General features: G+C 59.8%; 23 protein-coding genes and 4 tRNA genes. 17 read left to right on the top strand and 10 right to left on the bottom strand.

Translation table 11 applies throughout. The features are described from left to right. Positions 1-85 precede the first annotated feature (85 nt). Positions 86-1,033, top strand: a complete 948-nt coding sequence (ispH, locus tag ACA057_RS27020) for a 4-hydroxy-3-methylbut-2-enyl diphosphate reductase (protein ID WP_497343763.1) — start codon at positions 86-88, stop codon at positions 1,031-1,033. Here ispH and ACA057_RS27015 read toward each other — a convergent pair. Further along, positions 1,010-1,552, bottom strand: a complete 543-nt coding sequence (locus ACA057_RS27015) for a GspH/FimT family pseudopilin (RefSeq protein WP_497343761.1) — start codon at positions 1,550-1,552, stop codon at positions 1,010-1,012. The genes ispH and ACA057_RS27015 overlap by 24 nt on opposite strands. Before the next feature lie 131 nt (positions 1,553-1,683). Here ACA057_RS27015 and ACA057_RS27010 point away from each other — a divergent pair, with 131 nt between their 5' ends. The 7 genes from ACA057_RS27010 to thiO are packed head-to-tail and all read left to right on the top strand — an operon-like array spanning position 1,684 to position 8,489. Continuing rightward, positions 1,684-2,157: a GspH/FimT family pseudopilin gene (locus ACA057_RS27010; RefSeq protein ID WP_497343759.1), complete on the top strand. Its 474-nt coding sequence runs from the start codon at positions 1,684-1,686 to the stop codon at positions 2,155-2,157. Then, positions 2,154-2,603: a type IV pilus modification protein PilV gene (pilV, locus tag ACA057_RS27005; RefSeq protein WP_497343757.1), complete on the top strand. Its 450-nt coding sequence runs from the start codon at positions 2,154-2,156 to the stop codon at positions 2,601-2,603. The genes ACA057_RS27010 and pilV overlap by 4 nt, the downstream gene beginning before the upstream one ends. Continuing rightward, positions 2,600-3,313: a PilW family protein gene (locus ACA057_RS27000; RefSeq protein WP_497343755.1), complete on the top strand. Its 714-nt coding sequence runs from the start codon at positions 2,600-2,602 to the stop codon at positions 3,311-3,313. The genes pilV and ACA057_RS27000 overlap by 4 nt, the downstream gene beginning before the upstream one ends. An 11-nt stretch (positions 3,314-3,324) precedes the next feature. After that, positions 3,325-3,813, top strand: coding sequence for a pilus assembly PilX family protein (locus ACA057_RS26995; protein ID WP_497343753.1), 489 nt, complete (start codon positions 3,325-3,327; stop codon positions 3,811-3,813). Then, a complete protein-coding gene (locus ACA057_RS26990; RefSeq protein WP_497343751.1) occupies positions 3,800-6,910 on the top strand; it encodes a pilus assembly protein in 3,111 nt (1,036 codons plus the stop codon). Before ACA057_RS26995 ends, ACA057_RS26990 begins: the two co-directional genes overlap by 14 nt. Positions 6,911-6,931: 21 nt before the next feature. After that, positions 6,932-7,333, top strand: coding sequence for a type IV pilin protein (locus ACA057_RS26985; protein WP_497343749.1), 402 nt, complete (start codon positions 6,932-6,934; stop codon positions 7,331-7,333). A 55-nt stretch (positions 7,334-7,388) separates the two neighbouring features. After that, positions 7,389-8,489: a glycine oxidase ThiO gene (thiO, locus tag ACA057_RS26980; RefSeq protein ID WP_497343747.1), complete on the top strand. Its 1,101-nt coding sequence runs from the start codon at positions 7,389-7,391 to the stop codon at positions 8,487-8,489. Between the two features lie 121 nt (positions 8,490-8,610). Here the strand turns inward: thiO and ACA057_RS26975 are convergent, their stop codons facing one another. From ACA057_RS26975 to ACA057_RS26960, 4 genes are all read right to left on the bottom strand, one after another. Beyond that, on the bottom strand, positions 8,611-9,948 hold the full coding sequence (locus tag ACA057_RS26975) for a sigma-54-dependent transcriptional regulator (protein WP_497343745.1): 1,338 nt from the start codon (positions 9,946-9,948) through the stop codon (positions 8,611-8,613). After that, on the bottom strand, positions 9,945-11,534 hold the full coding sequence (locus ACA057_RS26970; RefSeq protein WP_497343743.1) for a sensor histidine kinase: 1,590 nt from the start codon (positions 11,532-11,534) through the stop codon (positions 9,945-9,947). The genes ACA057_RS26975 and ACA057_RS26970 overlap by 4 nt, the downstream gene beginning before the upstream one ends. After that, on the bottom strand, positions 11,524-11,757 hold the full coding sequence (locus ACA057_RS26965) for a PP0621 family protein (protein ID WP_497343741.1): 234 nt from the start codon (positions 11,755-11,757) through the stop codon (positions 11,524-11,526). The genes ACA057_RS26970 and ACA057_RS26965 overlap by 11 nt, the downstream gene beginning before the upstream one ends. Before the next feature lie 125 nt (positions 11,758-11,882). Continuing rightward, a complete protein-coding gene (locus ACA057_RS26960; protein ID WP_401361883.1) occupies positions 11,883-12,905 on the bottom strand; it encodes an outer membrane protein assembly factor BamD in 1,023 nt (340 codons plus the stop codon). A 151-nt stretch (positions 12,906-13,056) separates the two neighbouring features. On the opposite strand from ACA057_RS26960, the gene rluD reads away from it, so the two are divergent. The 7 genes from rluD to ACA057_RS26925 all read left to right on the top strand — a co-directional run bounded on the left by rluD (position 13,057) and on the right by ACA057_RS26925 (position 18,150). After that, on the top strand, positions 13,057-14,019 hold the full coding sequence (gene rluD, locus ACA057_RS26955) for a 23S rRNA pseudouridine(1911/1915/1917) synthase RluD (protein WP_007942311.1): 963 nt from the start codon (positions 13,057-13,059) through the stop codon (positions 14,017-14,019). Beyond that, complete coding sequence (pgeF, locus tag ACA057_RS26950; RefSeq protein ID WP_497343739.1) at positions 14,016-14,741, top strand: peptidoglycan editing factor PgeF; 726 nt, start codon at positions 14,016-14,018, stop codon at positions 14,739-14,741. Before rluD ends, pgeF begins: the two co-directional genes overlap by 4 nt. 129 nt (positions 14,742-14,870) lie before the next feature. Beyond that, complete coding sequence (gene clpB, locus ACA057_RS26945; protein WP_497343737.1) at positions 14,871-17,435, top strand: ATP-dependent chaperone ClpB; 2,565 nt, start codon at positions 14,871-14,873, stop codon at positions 17,433-17,435. A 300-nt stretch (positions 17,436-17,735) separates the two neighbouring features. Next, positions 17,736-17,811, top strand: a tRNA-Asn gene (locus ACA057_RS26940). A 9-nt stretch (positions 17,812-17,820) separates the two neighbouring features. Continuing rightward, positions 17,821-17,897 (top strand) — tRNA-Pro (locus ACA057_RS26935). Positions 17,898-17,902: 5 nt separating this feature from the next. Continuing rightward, a tRNA-Lys gene (locus tag ACA057_RS26930) sits at positions 17,903-17,978 on the top strand. 95 nt (positions 17,979-18,073) lie between these two features. Continuing rightward, positions 18,074-18,150: transfer RNA gene (locus ACA057_RS26925), tRNA-Pro, on the top strand. A 140-nt stretch (positions 18,151-18,290) separates the two neighbouring features. Here ACA057_RS26925 and ACA057_RS26920 read toward each other — a convergent pair. The 5 genes from ACA057_RS26920 to ACA057_RS26900 form a co-directional block, all read right to left on the bottom strand. Beyond that, entirely contained in the window at positions 18,291-18,689 is a 399-nt protein-coding gene (locus ACA057_RS26920; RefSeq protein ID WP_497343735.1) for an HvfA family oxazolone/thioamide-modified RiPP metallophore, read from the bottom strand. 337 nt (positions 18,690-19,026) lie between these two features. Continuing rightward, positions 19,027-20,325, bottom strand: a complete 1,299-nt coding sequence (locus tag ACA057_RS26915; RefSeq protein WP_059401985.1) for an NAD(P)/FAD-dependent oxidoreductase — start codon at positions 20,323-20,325, stop codon at positions 19,027-19,029. 60 nt (positions 20,326-20,385) lie between these two features. Then, positions 20,386-20,559, bottom strand: coding sequence for a DUF3094 domain-containing protein (locus ACA057_RS26910; RefSeq protein WP_032833555.1), 174 nt, complete (start codon positions 20,557-20,559; stop codon positions 20,386-20,388). A 54-nt stretch (positions 20,560-20,613) separates the two neighbouring features. Then, positions 20,614-21,141 carry an MOSC domain-containing protein gene (locus ACA057_RS26905; RefSeq protein WP_497343732.1) on the bottom strand — a complete coding sequence of 176 codons (528 nt, stop codon included), beginning with the start codon at positions 21,139-21,141 and terminating at the stop codon, positions 20,614-20,616. Then, the gene (locus tag ACA057_RS26900) at positions 21,138-21,764 is read right to left on the bottom strand and encodes a DUF1780 domain-containing protein (RefSeq protein WP_401361896.1); all 627 of its coding nucleotides are present in this window, start codon (positions 21,762-21,764) and stop codon (positions 21,138-21,140) included. Before ACA057_RS26900 ends, ACA057_RS26905 begins: the two co-directional genes overlap by 4 nt. Positions 21,765-22,018: 254 nt before the next feature. Between ACA057_RS26900 and ACA057_RS26895 the strand changes: the two genes are divergently transcribed. Further along, on the top strand, positions 22,019-23,383 hold the full coding sequence (locus tag ACA057_RS26895; protein WP_497343730.1) for an aromatic acid/H+ symport family MFS transporter: 1,365 nt from the start codon (positions 22,019-22,021) through the stop codon (positions 23,381-23,383). Further along, complete coding sequence (locus ACA057_RS26890) at positions 23,380-24,600, top strand: benzoate/H(+) symporter BenE family transporter (protein ID WP_497343728.1); 1,221 nt, start codon at positions 23,380-23,382, stop codon at positions 24,598-24,600. The genes ACA057_RS26895 and ACA057_RS26890 overlap by 4 nt, the downstream gene beginning before the upstream one ends. Positions 24,601-24,617: the final 17 nt, after the last annotated feature.

Below are 24,617 nucleotides of genomic sequence, written 5' to 3'. Positions count from 1 at the left end.
CACATGGATTTCACTGTTCTCGGGCCTTGTGTTCGATCAACAGGCAGGCATTACTATTTCTTGCGCGCAAGACACGAGGCACAGCATGCAAATCAAACTCGCCAACCCCCGTGGCTTCTGCGCCGGCGTGGACCGGGCGATCGAAATCGTCAACCGCGCCCTGGAAGTCTTCGGGCCGCCGATCTACGTGCGCCACGAAGTGGTCCACAACAAATTCGTCGTCGAAGACCTGCGCGCTCGCGGGGCGATCTTCGTCGAGGAACTGGATCAGGTGCCAGACGACGTCATCGTGATCTTCAGTGCCCACGGTGTTTCCCAGGCCGTACGTACCGAAGCTGCCGGCCGTGGCCTGAAAGTGTTCGACGCGACGTGCCCGCTGGTGACCAAGGTGCACATCGAAGTCGCGCGTTACAGCCGCGATGGCCGTGAATGCATCCTCATCGGCCACGCCGGTCACCCGGAAGTCGAAGGCACCATGGGCCAGTACGATGGCAGCAATGGTGGCGCGATCTATCTGGTCGAAGACGAGAAAGACGTCGCCGCGCTGCAGGTGCATAACCCGGATAAGCTGGCGTTCGTGACCCAGACCACGTTGTCCATGGACGACACCAGTCGCGTTATCGACGCCCTGCGTACGCGTTTCCCGGCCATCGGTGGGCCACGCAAGGACGACATCTGCTACGCCACGCAAAACCGTCAGGACGCGGTCAAGCAATTGGCCGATGAATGCGACGTGGTGTTGGTGGTCGGCAGCCCGAACAGCTCCAACTCCAATCGCCTGCGTGAACTCGCCGAGCGCATGGCCACCCCGGCCTACCTGATCGACGGTGCCGAAGACCTGCAAAAGAGCTGGTTCGATGGTGTCGAGCGCATTGGCATCACCGCGGGTGCTTCCGCTCCGGAAGTCCTGGTGCGTGGTGTAATCCAGCAGTTGCAGGTGTGGGGTGCTACCGGTGCCGATGAACTGGCCGGTCGCGAGGAGAACATCACCTTCTCCATGCCTAAAGAGTTACGGGTCCGCTCGCTGCTCTGAGCTTTCTCCTCCTTCGCATAGCGCCTGCGCAGCCTTTTTGCTGCGCAGGCTGACGCGACCGCTTGAGGCCAGCACCACCTGGAGCTGACTCACCGCTTCGTGGGCTGCGCAGATGTGCAATGTCCCCGATTGAAAGCCACCGTGCAGGGGTTCACCGAGATGGTTGAATCGTACGGCAGTCCTGACGTAGCTATTGCCGAAAATCGGCACCCGCGTCTCGCTCCGACGTTCGATCAGCAGCGGATTGTCGCTGTCCTCGTGTCCTTTGCCGTTAACATCCAGAATAATTCGCCAGCCCTGGCCCCAGTCGTCGTTTATCCCGTGAATGACCACGGTCTGGTTGCGCGCGATCGCTTCGCTCCTGGCGCTGCGCATCCCACTGACAAGCGATGCCGCTGCTTCTTCGCGATGGTTCGATTCCGTGAGTGTTGCAAACGCCGGACCGACCAGTAGCAGAACAATCCCGGCAATTGTCAGTCCCATGAGCAGTTCGATCACGCTGAAACCTTGCTGATGCATGACATCTCCTTCCCTGGAATGCAGTGGCCCGCGCGATCCGTGCGCGAGTTATGGCAAAACAACCGGACATCTGCCGGTCGAATGCTCTAGCGTGTAGAAGCAGGTATAGCCGACGGCAACGGAGGGCACCGATGGAACATCGTACAAAAGGTTTCACGTTGATCGAGTTGCTGGTCGCGCTCGCGGTGTTTCTGATCCTGATCACCCTGGCTGTCCCGGCGTTTACCCGGTCGGTGCAAAGCACCAAGGCCGATACCGAGATCAGTGATCTGCAGCGAGGTCTGAATTTCGCCCGCCTGGAAGCGATCGACCGAGGCGTCACCACCCGGATCCGTCCAACCGCGGGCGGCAGCGTCTGGACCGGGGAATTGACGGTGTATGACGGTACTGGCAATCCGGCGAATGTATTGCGGGTTGTTCCGGCGATGAGCAGCGGGGCGACTCTGACGCTAACCTCAGGAGTGACCGCCATCGATTTCAATAATCTGGGGGGCTTGTCGACACCGTCCACGGCGGTGGTGATCAGCTATGTATTGGGGGCGCAAAGCAGGACGCTGAATGTGTGTTTGAACGGACGAGTGCTATTGGGTGGAAGTTGCGGATGAGGGGATGGAGCAGGCGTGCACAGGACGGCATGACGCTGATCGAAGTCTTGGTGGCGTTAGTGATTCTTAGCGTTGGGCTGCTGGGGGCGGCAGCGCTTCAGCTGAATGCGCTGAAGTACACTGACAGCTCGCGGATGACCAGCCAGGCGAGTTTTATTGCCTACGACATGATGGACCGCATTCGCGCCAACTCCGGCGCCGACTACACCGTCACGCCTCCCACCTCGGGCAACCTGAGCGTCGCCCGGGATCAGGACCTCTACGACTTCACCGCCAACATCGTCAATTCCCTCGGCGCGACCGCGACAGGTAGCGTCGCCCTCAATCAGCGGGTGTACACCATCACCATCACCTGGGATGACTCGCGGGCGGCCAATACCGCCAATTCCCGTCGCAGTTTTGTATTGGCCAGCCGCGCGACTGTCGACCCGGTGTCGACACCATGAAGCGGCTCAATAGTGGTTTCGGCCTGATCGAATTATTGATCGCCCTGGCGTTGAGCCTGATCGTGGTGCTGGGCGTGGCGCAGGTTTTTATCGCGGCGAAGAACACTTACGTCAGCCAGAACACGGCCGCCAGCATGCAGGAAGATGCGCGTTTTGTGCTGAGCAAGATGATTCAGGAAATCCGCATGGTGGGCATGTTCGGCTGCCTGGGGATGATCACCGACGCCAGTGCGACGGGGGATTTCAATGCCAACCAGATAACGCCGATAAACTGGGATAACGCCAATCTCAAGCTCACGCTGGTGAGCGCCGATGTCGGTGGCAGTGGCGGCGCGCCGACCTGGACCGTGGTTTCCGATTGCCGAAACACGGCGACGGCCTATACCGGCGTGCGGACGCCGGCGTCAGGGCAGCAGGCGTTTCCCATCCGGCGACTGATCTACAGCTTGAAAAACGGACAGCTGACAATGGGTGCCGGTAGCGGTACGCCAAGCCAATTCGTGCTGGTGGACAACGTCAGTGCCTTCAATGTGAGCTTCGGCCTCGCCAGTTCGGCCACCGATACGGCCGCCTCCAGTTACAGCGCCAATCCTGCCGATCCGGCACGTATTCGCAGCGTGCGCCTGACGTTGACCCTCACGGACCCGAACAACCGGGTGCGCAATCAAACCTTCAATGTGGTTGCCGCGTTGCGCAACCGCTTGCCATGAGGGGAGGGACGATGAGCTTTTCTACCATGTCCTCTCACCGCCAGCGCGGCATGGCGCTGCTGGTCAGCCTGGTGTTTCTGTTGTTACTGACGCTGATTGGCATTTCGTCCATGCAGAACGCCACCCTGCAGGAAAAAATGGCGGGCAGCGTGACCTTGCGCAATCAGGCTTTCCAGAGCGCCGAAGCGGCATTGCGCATCGGCGAAAGTGCGGTGCAAGTGGACACCTACACATTGCCGGTCTGCAGCGGCACCAGCCAATGCTTGCCACCGGCAGAGTCCTCTTCAATCACCGCCGCCGGGTTCAATTCCACTTCGGGGGTGACCTGGATCGCCGCCGGCAACGGTTTCTACGGCGTGCAGAATATCGGCACCACCCTGACCGCCGTGAACGTACCGAGCAACACCTCGGCAACGCTGTACCGAGTGACCGCTGTGGGTTTTCCGGGCACCTCGCGCAATTCACGCAGTGTGGTGGAGAGTATTTATGCGAAATACTGAGAGGCGCGCCGGGTGGTGGCCGCTGCTGTGTGGTGCGCTTGTGGGGTTGTACCTGTCGGCTCCGGCTTATGCCTTCACACCGTCGGATTCTCCGCTGTTGAGCGCCGCGGCGGTTGCGCCGAACGTCATGTTGTTGATCGATGACTCGGGGAGTATGAACAACATTATTTGGGCGCCGGGTTTCAACCCAGCGGCCAACCGGCCACAGATAGCGATTTGCAATTCGAACTTTTCCTGCCAGGGCGGCCAGAACCTGGACATGAGTGATACCAATATTTTGTTATCGAGCCTCAATCGTGGCGGTTGCTCGACCAATGGCAACTGGTACGGTTTTTATCGTGGTTTTTTGGGCCTGTCATCGATCTGCCTGAAGCTGCCCGACCCGGTGGGCAATGAAAACACACGTTACACGGCTGACTACCTGTCTTACCTGGTGGGTCTGGCCAACGGTTCGAACCGGGATTTCACCACCGGGGCCAACGCGATTCCCAACGAATACCGGATCAGCGTGGCACAGGATGTGTCCACCAGCCTGGTCTCCAGCAATCGCGCGTTGCGCATTGGCCTGGCGACGTTCAATCCACCGACGAGCAGCAACTCCGGCGGTGGCGGCTTCATCGCCCGATCGATCAGCGACCTGTCTCCAGTCAGCGGCAGCGTGACTCAGGCCCAGGCTGACAGCAATTACAACAATCTGCTCGCCTCCATCAACGCCTTGAGCGCCATCGCCAACACGCCGCTGGCGGAAACCTACTACGAAATAAACCGCTATTTCCGGGGGCTGACGCCGTTCTACAACTCGACACCGACGACGTACACCAGCCCGATTCAGTACCGCTGCCAGAAAAACTACGGCGTGGTGATCACCGATGGCTTACCGACCTTCGACCGGACGTTTCCGACGACCGATCCATTGGGTGGCACTCGCCTGCCCAACTGGGATGGCGTGAGCAACGATGGCGACAACCTGAACGGTGACGGGGAAGGTGACACGCTGTATCTGGACGACATCGCCAAGTTTGCCTTCGACATCGACATGCGCTCCACAGGCACCGATCTGGCCGGCAAGAGCTGGAATGCTGCGGATTTTCCCAAGCAAAACATGAACACCTATACCGTGGGTTTCACCGCCGCGAATCAGATGTTGTCGGACGCCGCCAATTACGGGCAGGGCAAGTACTACCAGGCCACCGACAGCATCGGCCTCAACACTGCGTTGTCCTCCGCCCTGAGCGACATCACGTCCAAGGCCGGTTCTGGGGGCAGCGGCACCACCAGCAGCTCGATCATCGGAGCCGGTTCCGCCTATTACCAGACCAGCTATGACCCAAAGGACTGGCGCGGCACCATCAAATCCTATGGTTTTACCGCCAATGGCGCGGTGAATACTGCCTCGGTGCTCTGGACCACCGACACGGCCATCGTGCCCGCCGCCACGGCACCGACCTACCAATCCTGGAACACCCTGACGAACGCTCCTGTCACCCTGGCCTACGGCAATTTCGCCCCGGCGCAGCAGACGACGTTGAGTCAGAGCCTGCCCACCGGCATTACCGGCATTGATCTGGTGGAATGGAGCAAGGGCACCAACAAAACCGGATTGAAAGTGCGCAGCGTGTTGCTGGGCGACATCATCAATTCGCCCCTGGTGCTTGCAACTCCGGCGGAAAAAACCGCCTCCGACCTGATCGGTGACACCAGCTACAGCACTTACCTGGCCACCAAAGCCACCAATATGAGTGCCAGTCTGGTGGTTAACGCCAACGATGGCTTTGTCAGCGTCATCAACGCCGCCAACGGTGCCAGGCGTTATGCCTACATGCCGTCCAGTGTGCTGCCATCGCTGCGCTATATCGCCGATACCGCTTACAGCAACGGCGTCAGCCACAAGTTTCTGGTCGACGGTCAGGTCGGGGTGTTCGATGCGCAGCTCAACAGTGCCTGGAAAACCCTGGCGCTGGGCGGGACAGGCGCGGGCGGCAAGACGTTTTACGCGCTGCAGTTGTTCGACGCCTCGGCCGGAAACGTGACCAAGGCGCTGTGGGAAATCACAGCGCCGACCACGGCCAATACGGCAAACGTTTTCAATGATCTGGGTTATGCCTACGCCCGCCCGGAAGTGGCACGCTTGGCTGACGGTCGATGGGCGGCGTTCATCTCCAACGGCTACGGCAGTCATTCCGGGGTGGCGGCGTTGTATGTCGTGGATGTTCGTGACGGTTCGCTGATCAAGAAAATCGTGGTCGACAGCACCGAAACCACCAACGGTTTGTCCTCGGTAAAACTCAAGGTCAACTCGCAGAATGTGGTGCAGGCCGCCTATGGTGGCGACTTGAAAGGGCGGCTCTGGAAATTTGATTTAAGCGGTATCACCACGGACACCTGGGGTGTGGCGTTTTCCGGCAAACCGTTGTTTACCACGGCAGGCGGCGCGACACAGCCGATCACTGTGCAGCCGGTGCTGGCGGACAATCCACTGGGCGGCAAGGTGGTGTTTTTCGGCACCGGCAAGTTCAACGAAACGGCCGACAAGACCAGCAAGGATTTGCAGGCATTCTATGCGGTGTGGGACGCGAACGGCGGCTCCGGGCAGATCACCACCTCCAGTTTGCAGGCCCAGGCAGTGACGGGTGTGCTGTCGACTGGCTCGGGGCAAATCATTACCACCAGCCAGAACGACGTGACCTATCCGGCGGAGAAGGGCTGGTACCTGCCACTGGTCTACAACAGCGTATTGACGGGTGAGCGGGTGATCAATCAGGCCTCACTGGTGCTGGGTCGGATCGTTTTCACCACGGCGATCGTCGACACTACCGATCCGTGCGCGAGCTTTGGCACCGGCAAACTGGTCGAACTGGATGCGTTCAGCGGTAAGATGCTCAACTACGCGGTGCTCGATACCACTGGCGATGGTTTGATCGACAGCACCGACACGATTTCCAGCGGGGTGGTTTTCACGGGGGGGATTCCGATCGTGAACGCCATCGTCGACGGCGGCACCGGCAAGATCGTCGGCGATACCAGTGGCGCGGTGGTCAGGCTGGTTGAAAAGGGCGGTGGCGGCAGCCGTCGCATCATGTGGCGACAAATACAGTAAACAGTCAGTGAGAGTTGAGGCATGCGCAGAACCAACCGAGGTTTTACCCTGATCGAAATCATGATCGTGATTGCGATCATCGGGATTGTCATGACCATTGCCGCCCCGAGTTTCACCGAGTACCTGAAGAAGGGCCGTCGCACCGAAGTCGCCGGCCTGCTCTCCGAACAAGCGCAGCTCCTCGAGCGTTTCTATTCGAAGAACAACGTCTACACCAACGCCACCGGGCTGAGTGCAGGCAATGACTTCTACACCATTACCCCGACCCTGACCGACCAGACCTTCCTGCTGACGGCCGTGCGCAAGACAGGCACCGCCATGGCGACTGACAAGTGTGGCGATTTCACCATCACCAACACGGGCGTCAGAAGCATGGCCAATGCGGCGTCCGGTCTGACGAGCAAGGGTTGCTGGGGTCGCTGAGTTCCTTTTTCAGGCGCCTTTTGCGCCTCTGTCTCTTTAACGGTTGGATCAGAACATGACCAGGCTACAGCAAGTGGTGATCGTTGGCGGCGGCGTGATTGGGTTGCTGACGGCGTTTAATCTCGCGTCCGAAGTGCAGAACGTGGTGCTGCTGGATCGTTCGAACGTCGGTCAGGAATCGTCCTGGGCCGGCGGCGGCATCGTCTCCCCGCTGTATCCGTGGCGCTACAGCCCGGCGGTCACCGCGCTGGCGCATTGGTCACAGGATTTTTATCCACAGCTGGGCGAGCGACTGTTTGCTGCAACCGGTGTCGATCCTGAAGTGCACACCACCGGCCTGTATTGGCTGGATCTGGATGATGAGGTCGAGGCGCTGGCCTGGGCCGAGCGGGAAAACCGGCCGTTGCGGGCTGTGGATATCTCGGCGGCGCACGACGCTGTCCCCGTGCTGGGTGGCGGTTTTTCCCGGGCGATCTACATGGCCGATGTCGCCAACGTGCGCAATCCGCGGCTGGTGAAGTCGCTCAAGGCTGCCTTGCTGGCGCTGCCGAACGTAACGATCCATGAACAGTGCGAAGTCAGCGGGTTTATCCGCGAGGGCGCAGCGGTGGTCGGGGTGCAGACCTCGGCGGGTGCCATTCATGGCGACCAGGTGGTGCTGACTGCGGGTGCCTGGAGCGGTGATTTGCTCAAAACACTGGGGCTGGACCTGCCAGTCGAACCGGTGAAAGGGCAGATGATTCTCTACAAGTGCGCGGCGGATTTCCTGCCGAGCATGGTGCTGGCCAAGGGGCGTTATGCGATTCCCCGGCGCGACGGGCACATTCTGATTGGCAGTACTTTAGAGCATGAAGGTTTCGACAAGACACCGACGGAATCTGCCCTGGAGAGTTTGAAAGCGTCGGCGGTCGAGTTGATCCCTGCGCTGGCGGATGCCGACGTGGTAGGGCATTGGGCCGGGTTGCGGCCGGGTTCGCCGGAGGGGATTCCGTATATTGGCCGGGTGCCCGGGTTCGAAGGGTTGTGGCTCAATTGCGGGCATTACCGTAACGGGTTGGTATTGGCACCAGCGTCGTGTCAGTTGTTTGCGGATGTGATGCTGGGGCGGGCACCGATTATTGATCCTGCGCCGTATGCGCCGGTTGGGCGGATTTAGCCGCGGGATGTTTGGCGTCGGTGAGATCGCCTTCGCGGGCAAGCCCGCTCCCACATTTAACCGAGTTCTACCAGAAAGAACGCAATCGAATGTGGGAGCGGGCTCGCCCGCGAAGGGGCCCTCAATCCAGACCCAATTTCTTCAACCTGTAGCGCATCGACCGAAACGACAAATTCAACCGCTGAGCCGCCGCCGTGCGGTTCCAACGGGTTTCCTCCAACGCCTGGAGGATGAGTTTGCGTTCGACGTTTTCCAGATAATCTTCCAGGTTGTCGATCTGCGTCAGGTCCGGCACGCCTCCTTCCGGGTTGCAGTTACCCTCGGCCAGTCGCAGGTCGCTGGCTTCGATCTGTTTGTTCTCGCATAACGTATGAGCGCGTTCGAGCATGTTTTCCAGTTCCCGCACGTTGCCCGGAAAACGATAGCTTTTCAGCGCCTCCAGCGCATGTGGGTGGAGTTTTGCGGCAGGTTGCCCCGTGCCGGCGGCCAAGCGTTTGAGCACATGATTGGCCAAGGTCTCGATGTCGTCCCGGCGTTCGCGCAAGGGCGGCACCCGTAACTCGATCACATTCAACCGGTAGTACAAATCCTGGCGGAAGCGTTCGGCCGCCACTTCGGCGTCGAGGTCTTTGTGCGTAGCGCAGAGGATGCGCACATCGACCACGATTTCCTGCTGGCCGCCGACACTGCGCACGGCTTTCTCCTGGATCGCCCGGAGCAGTTTGACCTGCATCGCCAGAGGTAAATCAGCCACTTCGTCGAGGAACAGGGTGCCGCCGTTGGCTGCCTGGAACAGCCCCGGTTTATCTTCAAAGGCGCCGCTGAAGCTGCCTTTGCGGTGCCCGAAAAACTCGCTTTCCATCAGCTCTGACGGAATCGCCCCGCAGTTGACCGGGATAAACGGTTGCTTGGCGCGCGGCCCTTGCTCATGGATCAGCCGGGCAACCAACTCCTTGCCGCTGCCGGATTCGCCGCTGATGTAGACCGGCGCCTGGCTGCGGGCCAGTTTATCGATGTGCTTGCGCAGGTTGCGCATGGGCAATGAATCGCCCAGCAGACGGCGATCAATGGTGATGCCCGGTGCGGGCAGGAGCAGGGCGCTGCTGACCAGTTCCCGCAGGCGGGTGAGGTCGACCGGTTTGGTCAGGAAGTCGAAGGCACCCGCTTTAAGGGCGTTGATCGCTATTTCCAGGCTGCCGTAAGCGGTGATCATTGCCACCGGCACGTTAGGGTGGCGTTGCTGGATGTATTGCACCAGTTCAAGGCCGGTGCCATCCGGCAGGCGCATGTCGGTCAGGCACAGATCAAGCGTCTCTCGCGCCAGCAGCGCTTGGGCTTCGCCAAGATTGCGGGCACTGAAGGTGTCGATTTTCATCCGACCCAGGGTGATTTCCAGGAGTTCGCGGATATCCGGTTCGTCGTCGACGATCAGGACTTTTTGCCGTGGGCTAGTGTTCAACTTTGTTTCCGTCCGTGAGCAAAGGTGATACGAAAGCAGCCGCCGCCTTGGCGTGGTTTGAAGTCTAGGCGGGCTTGGTTGCTTTCGCACAGCTCACGGGACAGATACAGCCCCAGGCCAGTGCCTTGGGTGCTGGTGGTGAAGAAGGGTTCGAACAGATGCGCCTGATGGTCCGGTGCCACGCCGGGGCCATTGTCGAGGATCTCGAGGATTGGCAGCTGGCTGTCGGCATCGACAAACAACTCGAGCCAGACCTGCGCCGGGTCGTGGCTCAGGGCGCTATGGCGCCAGGCGTTGCGTAACAGATTGTCGAGAATCTGCGACAGCTGGTTCGGATCCATCAACGTTTTGAAGTCTCCCGAGGCTATGCGCAGGTGAATCTGCTGACCCTCGCTCGCCCGCTCGCGGGTTTCGGCCACGAACTGCTCCAGCCACGGCTTCAGATCGAGCCGTTGCGGCACGGTTTGCTGGCGGCGGGACAGTTGCAGGACGTTTTCGATTACCCGATTCATTCGCTGAGAGTGGTCTTGAATAATCTGTGTCAGACGTCGATCCGCGCCGTTCAGTTCCTCTGATTCCTGTAATAGCTGCGCGGCATGACTAATGGCACCCAGTGGATTGCGGATTTCATGCGAGATTCCGGCAGTCAGGCGCCCGAGGGCGGCGAGTTTCATCTGTTGGGCGTGTTGAGCGATTTGGGCGAGGTCTTCGAGGAACACCAGGGTCTGGTGGTGCGGGCTTTGGTCCAGCGTAATGAAACTCGGCTGCAGCTCCAGGCCGTTGTGGGCGACTTTCAGGCTCTGGGGGCGCAACGTCGGATTGTTGAGCCACAATTCCAGGCGTTCGACCAGGGGTGGCGAGTGCTCGTCGATCCGTTGGCCTTCGAGGCTTTCGCGGCCCAGCAGGGTCAAGGCGCTGTGATTGGCCAATTGAACCCGGCGCTGGTTGTCGAGTACCAGAATGCCGGTGCGCATCCGTTGCAGGATCAGTGCGTTGAGGGCTTCGAGGCCGACGACTTCGCTGGCCCGCTGTTCGGCCAGGGTTTCGCTGACTTGCAGGCGTCGCATCAGGCCTTGCACCAATAACGCCGCGGCGAAACACAGAGCGCCGAGCGTGCCGGCCTGCAGGTAGTCGTTGGGGCTGGCGGGATGGCTGAAGCTCAGGAAGAAGCTCGAGCCGACGATGCCGATCGCACCGACGGCGGCAATCAGCAGGCCAATGGAGCGTCGCAACAAGGTGTTGCCGATGGCCACCGAAACGATCAGCAGGTTGCCGATGGCGCTGGCCACACCGCCGGCGGCGTAGAACAGCCCGCACAGGAGCAGGACGTCGATCAGCGCCAGGGTAAACAGTTGCGTAGGGCGTCGGGTGTCCTCGAGGAAGACCACCAGCAGGATATTCAGCACCAGGTACAGCCAGCTGCCATTGCGCAGCAAGGTGTCATTGGCGGACGTCAGCAACTGGTTGTCCATGTTGCTAGCGATCAGCAGCACCAGGGTGATGCCGATGCTTAATCGGTAAAGATGATAAAGGCGCAGCAGGCGCTGCGCCCGTGTGCTGCCGGGACGGGACGTCTCAGCGATCACTGGTGCCCGGGCCTTGCTCAAGATGAGCTTGGCTGCAATACCACTGTTGTTGAAGGTTCAGTGCGCGGTCGCGGGGCAGGTGGACGCCGCAATGAGCGCAGCGAACCATCGGTGCGGCTTCCAGTTCGGCAGAGGACCTTGGCGCGGACGCCTGGCCCTTGAACTTGCGCCAGAACCATACCGCAGCGGCAATCAGGGCGATCCAGAACAATAAACGAAGCATGATGAGCTGCTTTTTGACTAGTGATTAGCCAGTTTAGCCGGGGACATGACCAGCGCACAGCGTAATAAATCGCCGCGATAAAAAAGGGAGACTCAATAGTCTCCCTTTTTGCACAACCCGAGGTGTCAGTCGAACACGCCGAAGGTCATGTAGCTGAACCACGAACGGTCGCTGTTGTTGCCTTCCGCTTCGTGGTTTTCTTCTTCGATCACGTCGCCATTTTCATCTTTAGGCTTGAGATCGCTCGGAATCGCGTCCTTGGCGTCCTGGAATTGCTTCTGCACGTCCTGGTTGGCGCGGGTTTCGCCCGGCGGCAGCGGCGGACGGGATTCGATCAGGCCCAGGGTCGCCTTGCTCAACCACGAACGGTTGTCGGCTTCGGCAACCGATGGCACGAACTGACCGTCCACCAGGCTTGGGTGGTTCGGGTAGTTGAGCTTCAGGGTTTCCAGGCTGGTAGCCGCCAGATCGTCGAGGTGCAGACGCTGGTAAGCCTCGGTCATCACCGCCAGGCCGTCACCGACCGAAGGGGTTTCCTGGAAGTTTTCCACCACATAACGACCACGGTTCGCGGCAGCGACATAGGCCTGACGAGTCAGGTAGTAGTCGGCAACGTGAATTTCGTAGGCGGCCAGCAGGTTGCGCAAGTAAATCATGCGCTGCTTGGCGTCTGGCGCGTAACGGCTGTTCGGGAAGCGGCTGGTCAGCTGGGCGAACTCGTTGTAGGAGTCGCGAGCGGCACCCGGGTCACGCTTGGTCATGTCCAGCGGCAGGAAGCGCGCCAACAGACCAACGTCCTGATCGAAAGAGGTCAGGCCCTTGAGGTAGTAGGCGTAATCGACGTTCGGATGCTGTGGGTGCAAACGAATGAAACGCTCGGCTGCCGACTTCGCAGCCTCTGGCTCGGTGTTCTTGTAGTTGGCGTAGATGAGCTCGAGTTGAGCCTGATCAGCGTAGCGACCGAACGGATAACGCGACTCCAGCGCCTTCAGCTTGGCTGTGGCGGCAGTGTAGCTATTATTGTCGAGATCTTGCTGAGCCTGCTGGTACAGCTCGACTTCGCTAAGGTTTTCGTCTACGACTTCCTTCGATGAGCAAGCAGCGGTCAATGCGAGGATGGCGATCAGCAGCAGGTGTTTCACTTGCATGGCGGCTTGCGTCCCTATGACGGCCGCTGTCTTGGGCGGGGCCGTCCTGTTATGATGAGCGCCCCGTTGAATAGCCTCGGGGCAAAAGACGCCGTATTTAACCACAAGCGCGCAGCCGAAACCAAAGGCTGTGCCGACGCCTAGTCTGAGCATGTCCGATAAAATTGAACTTCGCGCAGAGGTGCCGTCCGAATTGGGCGGCCAACGCCTCGATCAAGTCGCCGCACAATTATTCGCTGAGCACTCGCGCTCGCGCCTTTCCGCCTGGATCAAAGACGGCCGCCTGACTGTGGATGGGGCGGTTATCCGCCCGCGAGACATCGTTCACGGTGGCGCCATTCTTGAACTGACTGCCGAGCAGGAAGCTCAGGGCGAATGGATCGCTCAAGACATCGAACTGGACATCGTCTATGAAGACGACGACATCCTGGTGATCAACAAGCCTGCGGGCCTGGTGGTGCACCCGGCTGCCGGTCATGCCGATGGCACCTTGCTCAACGCTTTGCTGCACCACGTGCCGGACATCATCAATGTGCCCCGCGCCGGTATCGTGCATCGTCTGGACAAGGACACCACCGGTCTGATGGTGGTGGCCAAGACCATTCAAGCGCAGACGCAACTGGTCACTCAGTTGCAGAGCCGCAGCGTCAGCCGGATCTACGAGTGCATCGTGATCGGCGTGGTGACGGCCGGTGGCAAGATCAACGCGCCGATCGGTCGTCACGGCCAGCAACGCCAGCGCATGGCCGTGATGGAAGGGGGCAAGCAAGCCGTCAGCCATTACCGCGTGCTCGAGCGTTTCCGCTCCCACACGCACGTGCGGGTGAAGCTGGAAACCGGTCGTACGCACCAGATTCGTGTGCACATGGCTCACATCAACTACCCGTTGGTCGGAGATCCTGCCTATGGCGGTCGTTTCCGCATTCCGCCGGCAGCCAGTGTGACCATGGTCGAATCGTTGAAGGCTTTCCCGCGTCAGGCGCTGCATGCGCGGTTCCTGGAGCTGGATCATCCGACCACCGGTAAACGCATGAGCTGGGAATCGCCGCTGCCGGACGATTTCGTCTGGTTGCTGACCCTGCTCAAGCAAGACCGTGAGGCGTTCATCGGATGAGTGACTGGCTGATTCCCGACTGGCCTGCGCCTGCCGGGGTGAAAGCCTGCGTCACCACCCGTGCGGGCGGCGTCAGTCTGGCGCCGTTCGACAGCCTCAACCTCGGCGATCACGTCGGCGACAGCCCTGAAGCCGTCGCCGAAAACCGCCGTCGCCTGACCGATCATTTCGCTATTCAACCGGCCTGGTTGCAGCAGGTTCACGGCATCGCCGTGGCTCATGCTGACCCAGACCGGGTGGCCACTGCCGATGCCAGCTGGACGGCAACGCCCGGCATCGCCTGCGCGGCGATGACCGCCGACTGCCTGCCGGCACTGTTTTGTGACCGCGCCGGCACTCGCGTTGCGGCGGCCCATGCCGGCTGGCGCGGGTTGGCGGCGGGTGTGCTGGAAGCTACCCTCGACAGCCTGGCCGTGGCACCGTCCGAGGTGCTGGTCTGGCTCGGCCCGGCCATTGGCCCGCAAGCCTTTGAAGTCGGCCCGGAAGTGCGCGAAACCTTTGTCCGGCAACTGCCTGAAGCGGCTAACGCCTTTGTGCCCGGCGCCAATGCTGGCAAATTCATGGCTGACATCTATGAGCTGGCCCGTTTGACTCTGGCTGCTCGCGGTGTAACGGCCGTCTATGGCGGCGGTTTCTGCACCGTCACCGATCCGCGCTTCTTTTCTTACCGGCGTAGCCCCCAAACGGGCCGATTTGCCTCCCTTATCTGGCTCGAACGCTAGACTTCTCTGATCTACATCAATTGTACGACGCTTGAAACTCCCAGAATCGACCACATCTAGTCAGGTATCTGGCAGGTTTCTTCATTCAGGATGTTTATAGGTCCGGCCTGCTCAAAAGGAAGGTGACCCATGCGTATAGACCGTTTAACCAGCAAGTTGCAGTTAGCCTTGTCCGACGCCCAATCCCTGGCCGTCGGCCTCGATCATCCGGGCATTGAGCCGGCGCATTTGATGCAAGCCATGCTTGAACAGCAGGGTGGTTCGATCAAACCCCTGTTGATGCAGGTGGGTTTTGACGTGAACAGCCTGCGTAAAGAGCTGACTAAAGAGCTCGACCAGCTACCCAAAATCCAGAACCCGACCGGCGACGTCAACATGTCGCAGGATCTGGCGCGCCTGCTCAACCAGGCCGACCGTCTGGCCCAGCAGAAGGGCGACCAGTTCATCTCCAGTGAGCTGGTGTTGCTTGCCGCCATGGACGAGAACAGCAAGCTTGGCAAATTGTTGCTCGGCCAGGGCGTCAGCAAAAAAGCCCTGGAAAACGCGATCAACAACCTGCGCGGTGGTGAAGCCGTCAATGACGCCAACCACGAAGAGTCGCGCCAGGCGCTGGATAAATACACCGTCGACCTGACCAAGCGCGCAGAAGAAGGCAAGCTCGACCCGGTGATCGGCCGCGACGACGAAATTCGCCGGACCATTCAGGTGCTGCAACGCCGCACCAAGAACAACCCGGTGCTGATCGGTGAACCTGGCGTCGGTAAAACCGCCATCGCCGAAGGCCTGGCCCAGCGCATCATCAACGGCGAAGTGCCGGATGGCCTCAAGGGCAAGCGCCTGTTGTCCCTCGACATGGGCTCGCTGATTGCCGGTGCCAAGTACCGCGGCGAGTTCGAAGAGCGCCTGAAATCCCTGCTCAACGAACTGTCGAAGCAGGAAGGGCAAATCATCCTGTTCATCGACGAACTGCACACCATGGTCGGCGCCGGCAAGGGCGAAGGCTCGATGGACGCTGGCAACATGCTCAAGCCGGCACTGGCTCGCGGCGAGTTGCATTGCGTCGGTGCGACCACGCTCAACGAGTACCGCCAATATATAGAGAAGGACGCCGCGCTTGAGCGACGCTTCCAGAAAGTCCTGGTGGACGAGCCGAGCGAAGAAGACACCATCGCCATCCTGCGTGGCCTGAAAGAGCGTTACGAGGTTCACCACAAGGTAGCGATTACCGACGGCGCGATCATCGCCGCGGCCAAGCTCAGCCATCGCTACATTACCGATCGTCAGTTGCCGGACAAGGCCATCGACCTGATCGATGAGGCCGCCAGCCGCATCCGCATGGAGATCGACTCCAAGCCGGAAGTGCTGGACCGTCTGGAGCGTCGCCTGATTCAGCTGAAGGTGGAATCCCAGGCGCTGAAGAAAGAAAGCGACGACGCGGCGAAAAAACGTCTGGAAAAACTCCAGGAAGAAATCGGTCGTCACGAGCGTGAGTACTCAGACCTCGAAGAAATCTGGAACGCGGAAAAAGCCGAAGTCCAGGGCTCTGCGCAGATCCAGCAGAAAATCGAACAGTCCCGTCAGGAGCTGGAAACCGCCCGCCGCAAAGGCGACCTTAACCGCATGGCCGAGTTGCAATACGGGGTGATCCCGGACCTGGAGCGCAGCCTGCAAATGGTCGACCAGCACGGCAAAAGCGAAAACCAGTTGCTGCGCAGCAAGGTGACTGAAGAAGAGATCGCCGAAGTCGTCTCGAAGTGGACCGGCATTCCGGTGTCGAAAATGCTCGAAGGCGAGCGCGACAAGCTGATGAAGATGGAAAGCCTGTTGCACCAACGCGTGATCGGCCAGGACGAAGCGGTGATTGCCGTTTCCAACGCGGTACGACGTTCGCGGGCCGGGTTGTCCGACCCGAATCGTCCGAGCGGTTCGTTCATGTTCCTCGGCCCGACCGGTGTCGGTAAAACCGAATTGTGCAAGGCACTGGCCGAATTCCTCTTTGATACTGAAGAGGCAATGGTGCGGATCGATATGTCCGAGTTCATGGAGAAACATTCCGTGGCCCGACTGATCGGTGCGCCACCAGGCTACGTAGGCTACGAAGAGGGTGGTTACCTGACCGAGGCGGTGCGTCGCAAGCCTTATTCGGTGATCCTCCTGGACGAGGTCGAGAAGGCCCACCCGGACGTGTTCAACATCTTGCTGCAAGTGCTGGAAGATGGTCGCTTGACTGACAGCCATGGCCGCACGGTGGATTTCAAGAATACCGTGATCGTCATGACCTCCAACCTGGGCTCGGTGCAGATCCAGGAACTGGTCGGTGATCGTGAGGCTCAGCGCGCGGCGGTGATGGATGCGATTTCCACGCACTTCCGGCCGGAGTTCATCAACCGGGTGGATGAAGTGGTGATCTTCGAGCCATTGGCTCGGGATCAGATCGCGGGCATTACCGAGATCCAGTTGGGTCGCCTGCGCAGTCGCCTGACCGAGCGCGAGCTGAAGCTGGAACTCAGCCCGGAAGCCATGGACAAGCTGATTGCGGTCGGTTACGACCCGGTGTACGGCGCACGACCGCTCAAACGAGCGATCCAGCGCTGGATCGAAAACCCGCTGGCGCAGTTGATCCTGTCGGGCCGCTTCATGCCGGGCGACACCGCGGTGGGTACCGTAGAAAACGACGAAATCGTTTTCGCCTGACCCAAAGTGGCGGCGCAATAACGGAGGCCTCGCATTGCGAGGCCTTTTTTTCGCCAGGCTGTTGAACTCTAAGGAAAAGGCTTGTAAAGTGCGCCCCGCAGTCAGTCACCCGCGAGGGTTTCCGCTCCCCAAGCAGGAATCCAAAATAAGTTGCAAATCATTAACTTGAAAGCAATTTAGGGGGTTGACAGAGGTGCTGAAGATTGTAGAATAGCGCGCCTCAGACACACGAACGCAGCGATGCGAACGGGTCGAAGAGAACGCAGTAAAGCTTCAAAGTTGTAAATTGAAATGTGTAGTTCCGTGATAGCTCAGTCGGTAGAGCAAATGACTGTTAATCATTGGGTCCCAGGTTCGAGTCCTGGTCACGGAGCCAATTTCAAACCGGGGTATAGCGCAGTCCGGTAGCGCGCCTGCTTTGGGAGCAGGATGTCAGGAGTTCGAATCCCCTTACCCCGACCATTTTTGGGTCGTTAGCTCAGTTGGTAGAGCAGTTGGCTTTTAACCAATTGGTCGTAGGTTCGAATCCCACACGACCCACCATTTTTGAAACCAGTTAACGCTGGGATCAGATCTTAAGATCAGACGCCAAAAGCTCTGTTCGCAGAAGGCGCCTTTCAAAGGTGCCTTTTTTTTACCGGGGTATAGCGCAGTCCGGTAGCGCGCCTGCTTTGGGAGCAGGATGTCAGGAGTTCGAATCCCCTTACCCCGACCATATTAAAAATCCTCGTATCGAAAGATACGGGGATTTTTTTTTTGTCTGCGGACAATGGCCCGGCGCTTTCAGGGGTAAAAACCCCATACGTAAAAAAGCCGCGCTTCTCGATGGAAAAGAGCGGCCTGGCTCTCTGACGCTTAGGCGCCGTCTTGGTCTTTCAGGTGCTCGAACAAGCCTTTTGGCATTTTCTTGCCGTTGGCTTCGAAGTTGGCTTTTACGTTGTTGTAAGCCTCTTGCTCATCGATGAAGCCGTCATGGTTGGTGTCGATCTTGTCGAAGTTGGACTTCGGCGCGACTTTCAGGAATTCGGCACGGGAGACCTTGCCGTCGCCATCCGTGTCGGTTTTTGCCATCGAGGCATCGCCACACTTACCTTCGCCACATTTGCCTTCAGGGGTCTTCACGACCTGTTCGGCGGAGGCCAGCAGATAACCCTGAGTCAAAGGTTGCGAGGCGAAAACAGCGCCGGACAACATCATGCCACCGGCCAAAACAGCGCCGAGCAGACCGATAGTGTTTTTGGTGGTACGGGACATTTCAATACTCCAGGGTTGCACGACACAACCGTTCGATAAAGGGCGCCACGCAGGCGCGGCGATCACCGAAGCAGGCGGTACCTGGCTCGGGTGTGGCCATTTAGCGGGAGTGGTGTATCGCTACTGTGTCGCGCACGGGGGAGTTTGTAAGCAAAGGGCGTAATTGCGGGGATAGATACAGTGAGACACAGAAGTGTTCGCGGGTTAGACCGAGTCGCCTGTATCGCGGGCAAGCCACGCTCCCACAGGTCAGGTGTCTGACCCAGATACAAAGGTCGACACATATCCTGTGGGAGCGGGCTTGCCCGCGAAGAGGCCCTGACTGACGACGAAGATCTTAATGCAGCTTGAGCCGCGGCTCAGTCCCGCGTCCGATCTTGCTGCCGAGCATCAGCATCGCCGTGCGAAACGCGCCATACAGCGCCATCTGGTGCATCCGGTACAGCGACACGTAAAACATCCGCGCCAGCCAACCCTCAAGCATTACGCTGCCGGTGAGGTTGCCCATCAAGTTACCCACAGCCGAAAAACGCGACAGCGAAATCAGAGATCCATAGTCGGTGTACTTGTACTCCGGTAACGCCTTGCCTTCGATCCGCAGTTTCAGCGATTTGGCCAGCAGCGAAGCCTGTTGATGGGCCGCCTGGGCACGCGGCGGTACGTTGCGATCGGTGCCCGGTTGCGGGCAGGCGGCGCAGTCACCGAAGGCGAAGATGTTTTCGTCGCGGGTGGTTTGCAGGGTCGGCAGCACTTGCAGCTGATTGATGCGGTTGGTTTCCAGGCCATCGATGTCCTTGAGGAAACCCGGCGCGCGAATCCCGGCAGCCCAGACTTTCAGGCTGGCGTTGATCACTTTGCCATCGGCGGTGATCAAGCTGTCGGCGGTCACTTCACTAACGGCGGCGTTGGTCATGACGTTGACCCCGAGTTTCTCCAGGGTTTTATGCACAGGCCCGCCAATCCGTTCTGGCAGCGCTGGCAACACCCGTGGCCCGGCTTCGATCAGGGTGATGTGCATGTTTTCCGGTTTGATCCGGTCCAGGCCGTAGGCCGCCAGTTCATGGGCGGCGTTGTGCAGTTCGGCGGCCAGTTCGACCCCGGTGGCACCAGCGCCGACGATGGCCACGCTGATTTGCTCGACCTTGTCGGTTTGCCCGGCGTGGGCGCGCAAGTAGTGGTTGAGCAATTGCTGGTGAAAGCGTTCGGCCTGTTTGCGGGTGTCGAGGAACAGGCAATGCTGCGCCGCGCCCTGGGTGCCGAAATCGTTGGTGGTGCTGCCGACGGAGATCACCAGCGAGTCGTACGCCACTTCACGGGCCGGCACCAATTCCACGCCGGCTTCGTCGTAGGTGGCGGCCAGCTGGATTTTCTTCTGCGCCCGATCGAGCCCGCTCATGCGCCCCAGCTGGAACTCGAAGTGGTTCCATTTGGCCTGGGCCACATAGTTGAGTTCGTCTTCGGAAGAGTTCAGCGACCCGGCCGCCACTTCATGCAGCAACGGTTTCCAGATGTGGGTCAGGTTCGCGTCGACCAGCATGATGCTGGCCGTACCGCGCTTGCCCAGAGTCTTACCCAGACGGGTAGCCAACTCCAGACCGCCGGCGCCGCCGCCAACGATGACAATACGATGAGTCATGGGGATATCTCGCAAGGCTAAAAGAAATCGGTGCAATTACCCGAGCGAGCGCGAAGCGGCTCATAGCGTCAGGTAACTGATAAATCGGCTCAACAGGCCTAAACCAATGGTCACTGCCAACACCACCACCAGGAGCATCCACGGCCGAAAAGGCCGGCGCTCGACTTGGTGCTGGGACAGGTGCAGGTACTCTTCGACATGCTTCTGGTCGTCCGGGTTCAGGCGGCTGGTCATATTGGGCCTCGTCAGGGGTAGACGTTGCTGAAGGTATGGAAGCTACAGGCTGATTTAACGAACGTTGAATGGAGCATAGCCGCTGTCCGGAACAGGCTCGACGCTCACCGTATCGTCCAGGCGAATGATTCCACTTTGTAACACTCGGGCGGTGATTCCGCCATGTCCGCGAACGGCTTGAAAAGTCCCGGGGCCGAGGTTGTTTTGCAGGCGTGCGCAGGGCTGACACCAGCCCGTGGTTTCGAAAATCGCCTGGCCAATCCTGAAGCGCCGGCCCTTGAGACTGAACAAATTGATGCCACTGATCACCAGATTGCGCCGCAAATCTTTTGGCAGCACCGGTTGATCGTCGGGGCGGCCCATCAGTGAGTTGATCACCGCCAGGTGCTCCCACTGAATCAGCGTCACCTGCCGCGCATTGCGCACACCTGGCCGGGCGCGATCACCGGTCAAGCCGGCTTCAAGCCGCGCTTCCACGGCATCGAGTTCGATCATCGGCGCATGGCGTTCCGGCCGCACGCCGATCCAGCGTACCCGGCCGATCTGCGGGACTTCAGCAATCAGTTCCTGCAATGGGCTCACAGGCTGATCCCGACGTCGAAAACGATGCTGCGACCCAGGTTACTGCGCAAGAAATCCGGCGCATCCGGATGCGCGAACAGCACGCGGGCGAACGTCGGCCCGACCAGCGACAACGAACGCCAACCTTGGCGCAGGTATTCGGTGGGCGGCGGGAAATGGCTGTTGAGGTCCAGTACTTCGCGCTTGAGGCTGGCGAAGGCAATGATGTCCAGTTCTCCAAGGTCCATGCCGCGTTCTTTGTAGTTGTGCGCTTTTTTGCGCAAGGTCGGCGCCAGTCTCAGCAAGAATTCGTTGGCCGGAATGCGTCGGGGCTTGGCCTCGCGGCGTACCAGTTGGCTCAGGGAAAATGCGCTGCGCCGACGTTGCAGCTCGTCGCGCCATTCGTCGTTGAGGCGCCGGCCCTCGTCGAGCACGAAGAACACCTCGAAATTCGCCTCGCGAAACAACACGTCGGGCGGCTCCCCGGCCGGGGCGAATTCGTCGACGCGGTAGGGAATGTTCAGGCCTTGCAGCAGGCGCTGGCAGACCCAACGCTCGCGCTCCCATTTGCGGGCATTGGACAGAAAGGCGTTGGCTTGCTCGGCCGCGATGGTCAGCAGGCGTAAATAATCTGAGTCATCCATAGGCCCAAGCTTAGCGTTCAAATGCGATCGCAAAGAAGACAATTTGTCGAAGCCGGCCGGCGTCGCTCGAAAACGCTGCGCCGCAACCCCTCGGCAATCCTCCCCCAAGTCCCGATTCCAGAGCCCTGCACAAAACGGATAGCGATCTGCGCGAAGCGGATATTGCGCGGTTCCAGGCGGCTCTACCCTCGGCTGTACGGACGTCAGCCGCTTTCCTGACGCTCTTACAAAAACAACAACAAGAGATAAATGCCATGCGCAAGATCGACGTACATGAGGTTATCGACAACGCTCGTTTCAACCGTTTTCACTGGATGGTGCTGTTCTGGTGCGCCCTGATCATCATCTTCGATGGTTACGATCTGGTGATCTACGGCGTGGTGTTGCCGATGCTGATGAAAGAGTGGGGGCTCAGTCCTCTGCAAGCCGGCGCACTGGGCAGCTATGCACTGTTCGGGATGATGTTTGGCGCGCTGTTTTTCGGCCCGCTGTCGGACAAGATCGGCCGCAAAAAAGCCATCACGATTTGCGTGATGCTCTTCAGCGGTTTTACCGTGCTCAACGGATTTGCCCGCAACCCCACCGAGTTTGGCCTCTGTCGCTTCATTGCCGGGCTGGGCATTGGCGGGGTGATGCCCAATGTCGTGGCGCTGATGAACGAGTACGCGCCGAAGAAAATCCGCAGCACGCTGGTGGCGATCATGTTCAGCGGCTATTCGGTGGGCGGCATGCTCTCGGCTGGGCTGGGCATCGTGTTGATCCCAAACTTTGGCTGGCAGTCGGTGTTTTACGTGGCGGTACTGCCACTGCTGATGTTGCCGTTGATCATGTACTTCCTGCCCGAATCGGTGGGTTTCATGCTGCGCCAGGGGCGCAATGAAGAGGCGCGCAAAATCCTCGAGCGGGTTGATCCGGCTTACACCGCGCACTCGGGCGATCAGCTGCACATGAGCGAAGTCAAAGGCACCGGCACACCGGTGTTGCAACTGTTCCGTGAAGGTCGCGCGCTGCGCACGTGGATGTTGTGGCTGGCGTTTTTCTGCTGCTTGTTGATGGTCTACGCCTTGAGCTCCTGGCTGCCGAAACTGATGGCGAACGCCGGTTACAGCCTGGGTTCGAGTCTGTCGTTCCTGCTGGTGCTGAATTTTGGCGCCATTTTCGGCGCGGTCGGCGGCGGTGTACTGGGTGACAAGCTCAATCTGCCGCGGGTGTTGGCGGTGTTCTTCGCTGTGGCGGCGGTGTCGATCACCTTGCTCGGTTTCAACAGCCCGACGCCAGTGTTGTACCTGCTGATTGCCATTGCCGGCGCCACCACCATCGGCTCGCAAATTCTGTTATACGCCTGCGCCGCGCAGTTCTATTCCATGACGATTCGCTCCACCGGTTTGGGTTGGGCCTCGGGCATCGGGCGCAATGGTGCGATCGTCGGGCCACTGCTGGGCGGTGCTCTGCTGGGGATCAGCTTGCCGCTGCAACTGAACTTCATGGCATTTGCCTTGCCCGGCGCGGTGGCCGCCATCGCGATGACGGTGTTCGCGATCAGCAGTCAGCGCAACGCCAGGCAGGAGCGATTGGACCTGCGCCCTGGTTCGTCGGGGTCTTACGGCGAAGTTTCATGAAAGCGCTGGTCCGGGATTTTTCCCTGTCAGCGGCCGTCGCCGGATTTATCGCCACGGTGATTTCCTACGCCGGGCCGTTGGTGATCATCTTTCAGGCCGCCGACACCGCGCACCTCTCGCGGGAGGTGCTGTCGTCCTGGGTCTGGGCTATTTCCATCGGCAGTGCGGTGCTCGGTATCGGTTTGAGCCTGCGTTACCGCGTGCCGGTGATCATTGCGTGGTCGGCGCCGGGATCGGCATTGCTGGTGGCCTTGTTGCCCGGGATTTCCATGGCAGAGGCGGTGGGGGCTTATCTGGTCAGTAGCCTGATTATCTTTGTGGTCGGGGTGTCGGGGGCGTTCGACCGGATCATCAGCAAACTGCCCGCAGCGATTGCCGCGGCGATGCTCGCGGGGATTCTGTTCAGCTTCGGCACCGGCTTGTTCGTCTCGTTGCAAGGCAAGCCGTGGCTGGTGTTGGCGATGTTTGCCACGTATTTGGTCTGCAAGCGGGTGATGCCGCGCTATGCGGTGCTGATGGTGCTGCTGATGGGGTGTTCCATCGCCTTTTTCACTGGCGATTTGCACCGCGAAGCGCTGGTTATCGGTCTGGCCTCGCCGGTATGGATCTCGCCTGAGTTCAGCCTGAGCGCGACCCTGAATATTGCCTTGCCGTTGGTCATGGTGGCGCTGACCGGCCAGTTTGTACCCGGCATGGCGGTGCTGCGTGCCAGCGGTTACCGGCTGCCTGCGAGCCCGATCATTGCCAGCAGTGCATTGGGCACGGCGTTGTTGGCGCCGTTCGGTTGCCATGGGCTGAATCTGGCGGCGATTACTGCGGCCATGTGTACAGGCCGCGAGGCGCACGAAGATCCGCGCAAACGCTATGTGGCCGGCGTTGTAGGCGGGCTCTGTTACCTGGTGCTGGGGATTTTCGGCGCGACCCTGGTCTCGCTGTTTTCAGCGTTTCCCAAAGAGCTGATTTCTGCGTTGGCCGGGCTGGCGTTGTTCGCTGCCATTGCCGGGGCGTTGGCTGGCGCGATGGCCGTGCCGAGTGATCGCGAAGCGGCGCTGGTGACCTTTCTCACGACCGCGTCGGGCATGTCGCTCTTGGGTCTGTCCGCGGCTTTTTGGGGGCTGATTTTCGGCATGGTTACGCACTGGCTGTTAAGCGCCCGCCGTCCCGCTCCCCGTAACGAAACCGCTGTGTCTGAAGCACTTCAACCTGTCGATCAATAAAAATAAGAGAAAAAACG

It is taken from the genome of Pseudomonas sp. LBUM1661 (assembly GCF_059695925.1).
This window is presented reverse-complemented; position numbering and strand designations above follow the sequence as displayed.

Bases quoted from the DNA above. Each gene is read 5' to 3' on its own strand.
- ispH (WP_497343763.1), top strand. From the start codon at position 86: ATGCAAATCAAACTCGCCAACCCCCGTGGCTTCTGCGCCGGCGTGGAC.
- ACA057_RS27015 (WP_497343761.1), bottom strand. From the start codon at position 1,552: ATGCATCAGCAAGGTTTCAGCGTGATCGAACTGCTCATGGGACTGACA.
- ACA057_RS27010 (WP_497343759.1), top strand. From the start codon at position 1,684: ATGGAACATCGTACAAAAGGTTTCACGTTGATCGAGTTGCTGGTCGCG.
- pilV (WP_497343757.1), top strand. From the start codon at position 2,154: ATGAGGGGATGGAGCAGGCGTGCACAGGACGGCATGACGCTGATCGAA.
- ACA057_RS27000 (WP_497343755.1), top strand. From the start codon at position 2,600: ATGAAGCGGCTCAATAGTGGTTTCGGCCTGATCGAATTATTGATCGCC.
- ACA057_RS26995 (WP_497343753.1), top strand. From the start codon at position 3,325: ATGAGCTTTTCTACCATGTCCTCTCACCGCCAGCGCGGCATGGCGCTG.
- ACA057_RS26990 (WP_497343751.1), top strand. From the start codon at position 3,800: ATGCGAAATACTGAGAGGCGCGCCGGGTGGTGGCCGCTGCTGTGTGGT.
- ACA057_RS26985 (WP_497343749.1), top strand. From the start codon at position 6,932: ATGCGCAGAACCAACCGAGGTTTTACCCTGATCGAAATCATGATCGTG.
- thiO (WP_497343747.1), top strand. From the start codon at position 7,389: ATGACCAGGCTACAGCAAGTGGTGATCGTTGGCGGCGGCGTGATTGGG.
- ACA057_RS26965 (WP_497343741.1), bottom strand. From the start codon at position 11,757: ATGCTTCGTTTATTGTTCTGGATCGCCCTGATTGCCGCTGCGGTATGG.
- ACA057_RS26960 (WP_401361883.1), bottom strand. From the start codon at position 12,905: ATGCAAGTGAAACACCTGCTGCTGATCGCCATCCTCGCATTGACCGCT.
- rluD (WP_007942311.1), top strand. From the start codon at position 13,057: ATGTCCGATAAAATTGAACTTCGCGCAGAGGTGCCGTCCGAATTGGGC.
- pgeF (WP_497343739.1), top strand. From the start codon at position 14,016: ATGAGTGACTGGCTGATTCCCGACTGGCCTGCGCCTGCCGGGGTGAAA.
- clpB (WP_497343737.1), top strand. From the start codon at position 14,871: ATGCGTATAGACCGTTTAACCAGCAAGTTGCAGTTAGCCTTGTCCGAC.
- ACA057_RS26920 (WP_497343735.1), bottom strand. From the start codon at position 18,689: ATGTCCCGTACCACCAAAAACACTATCGGTCTGCTCGGCGCTGTTTTG.
- ACA057_RS26915 (WP_059401985.1), bottom strand. From the start codon at position 20,325: ATGACTCATCGTATTGTCATCGTTGGCGGCGGCGCCGGCGGTCTGGAG.
- ACA057_RS26910 (WP_032833555.1), bottom strand. From the start codon at position 20,559: ATGACCAGCCGCCTGAACCCGGACGACCAGAAGCATGTCGAAGAGTAC.
- ACA057_RS26900 (WP_401361896.1), bottom strand. From the start codon at position 21,764: ATGGATGACTCAGATTATTTACGCCTGCTGACCATCGCGGCCGAGCAA.
- ACA057_RS26895 (WP_497343730.1), top strand. From the start codon at position 22,019: ATGCGCAAGATCGACGTACATGAGGTTATCGACAACGCTCGTTTCAAC.
- ACA057_RS26890 (WP_497343728.1), top strand. From the start codon at position 23,380: ATGAAAGCGCTGGTCCGGGATTTTTCCCTGTCAGCGGCCGTCGCCGGA.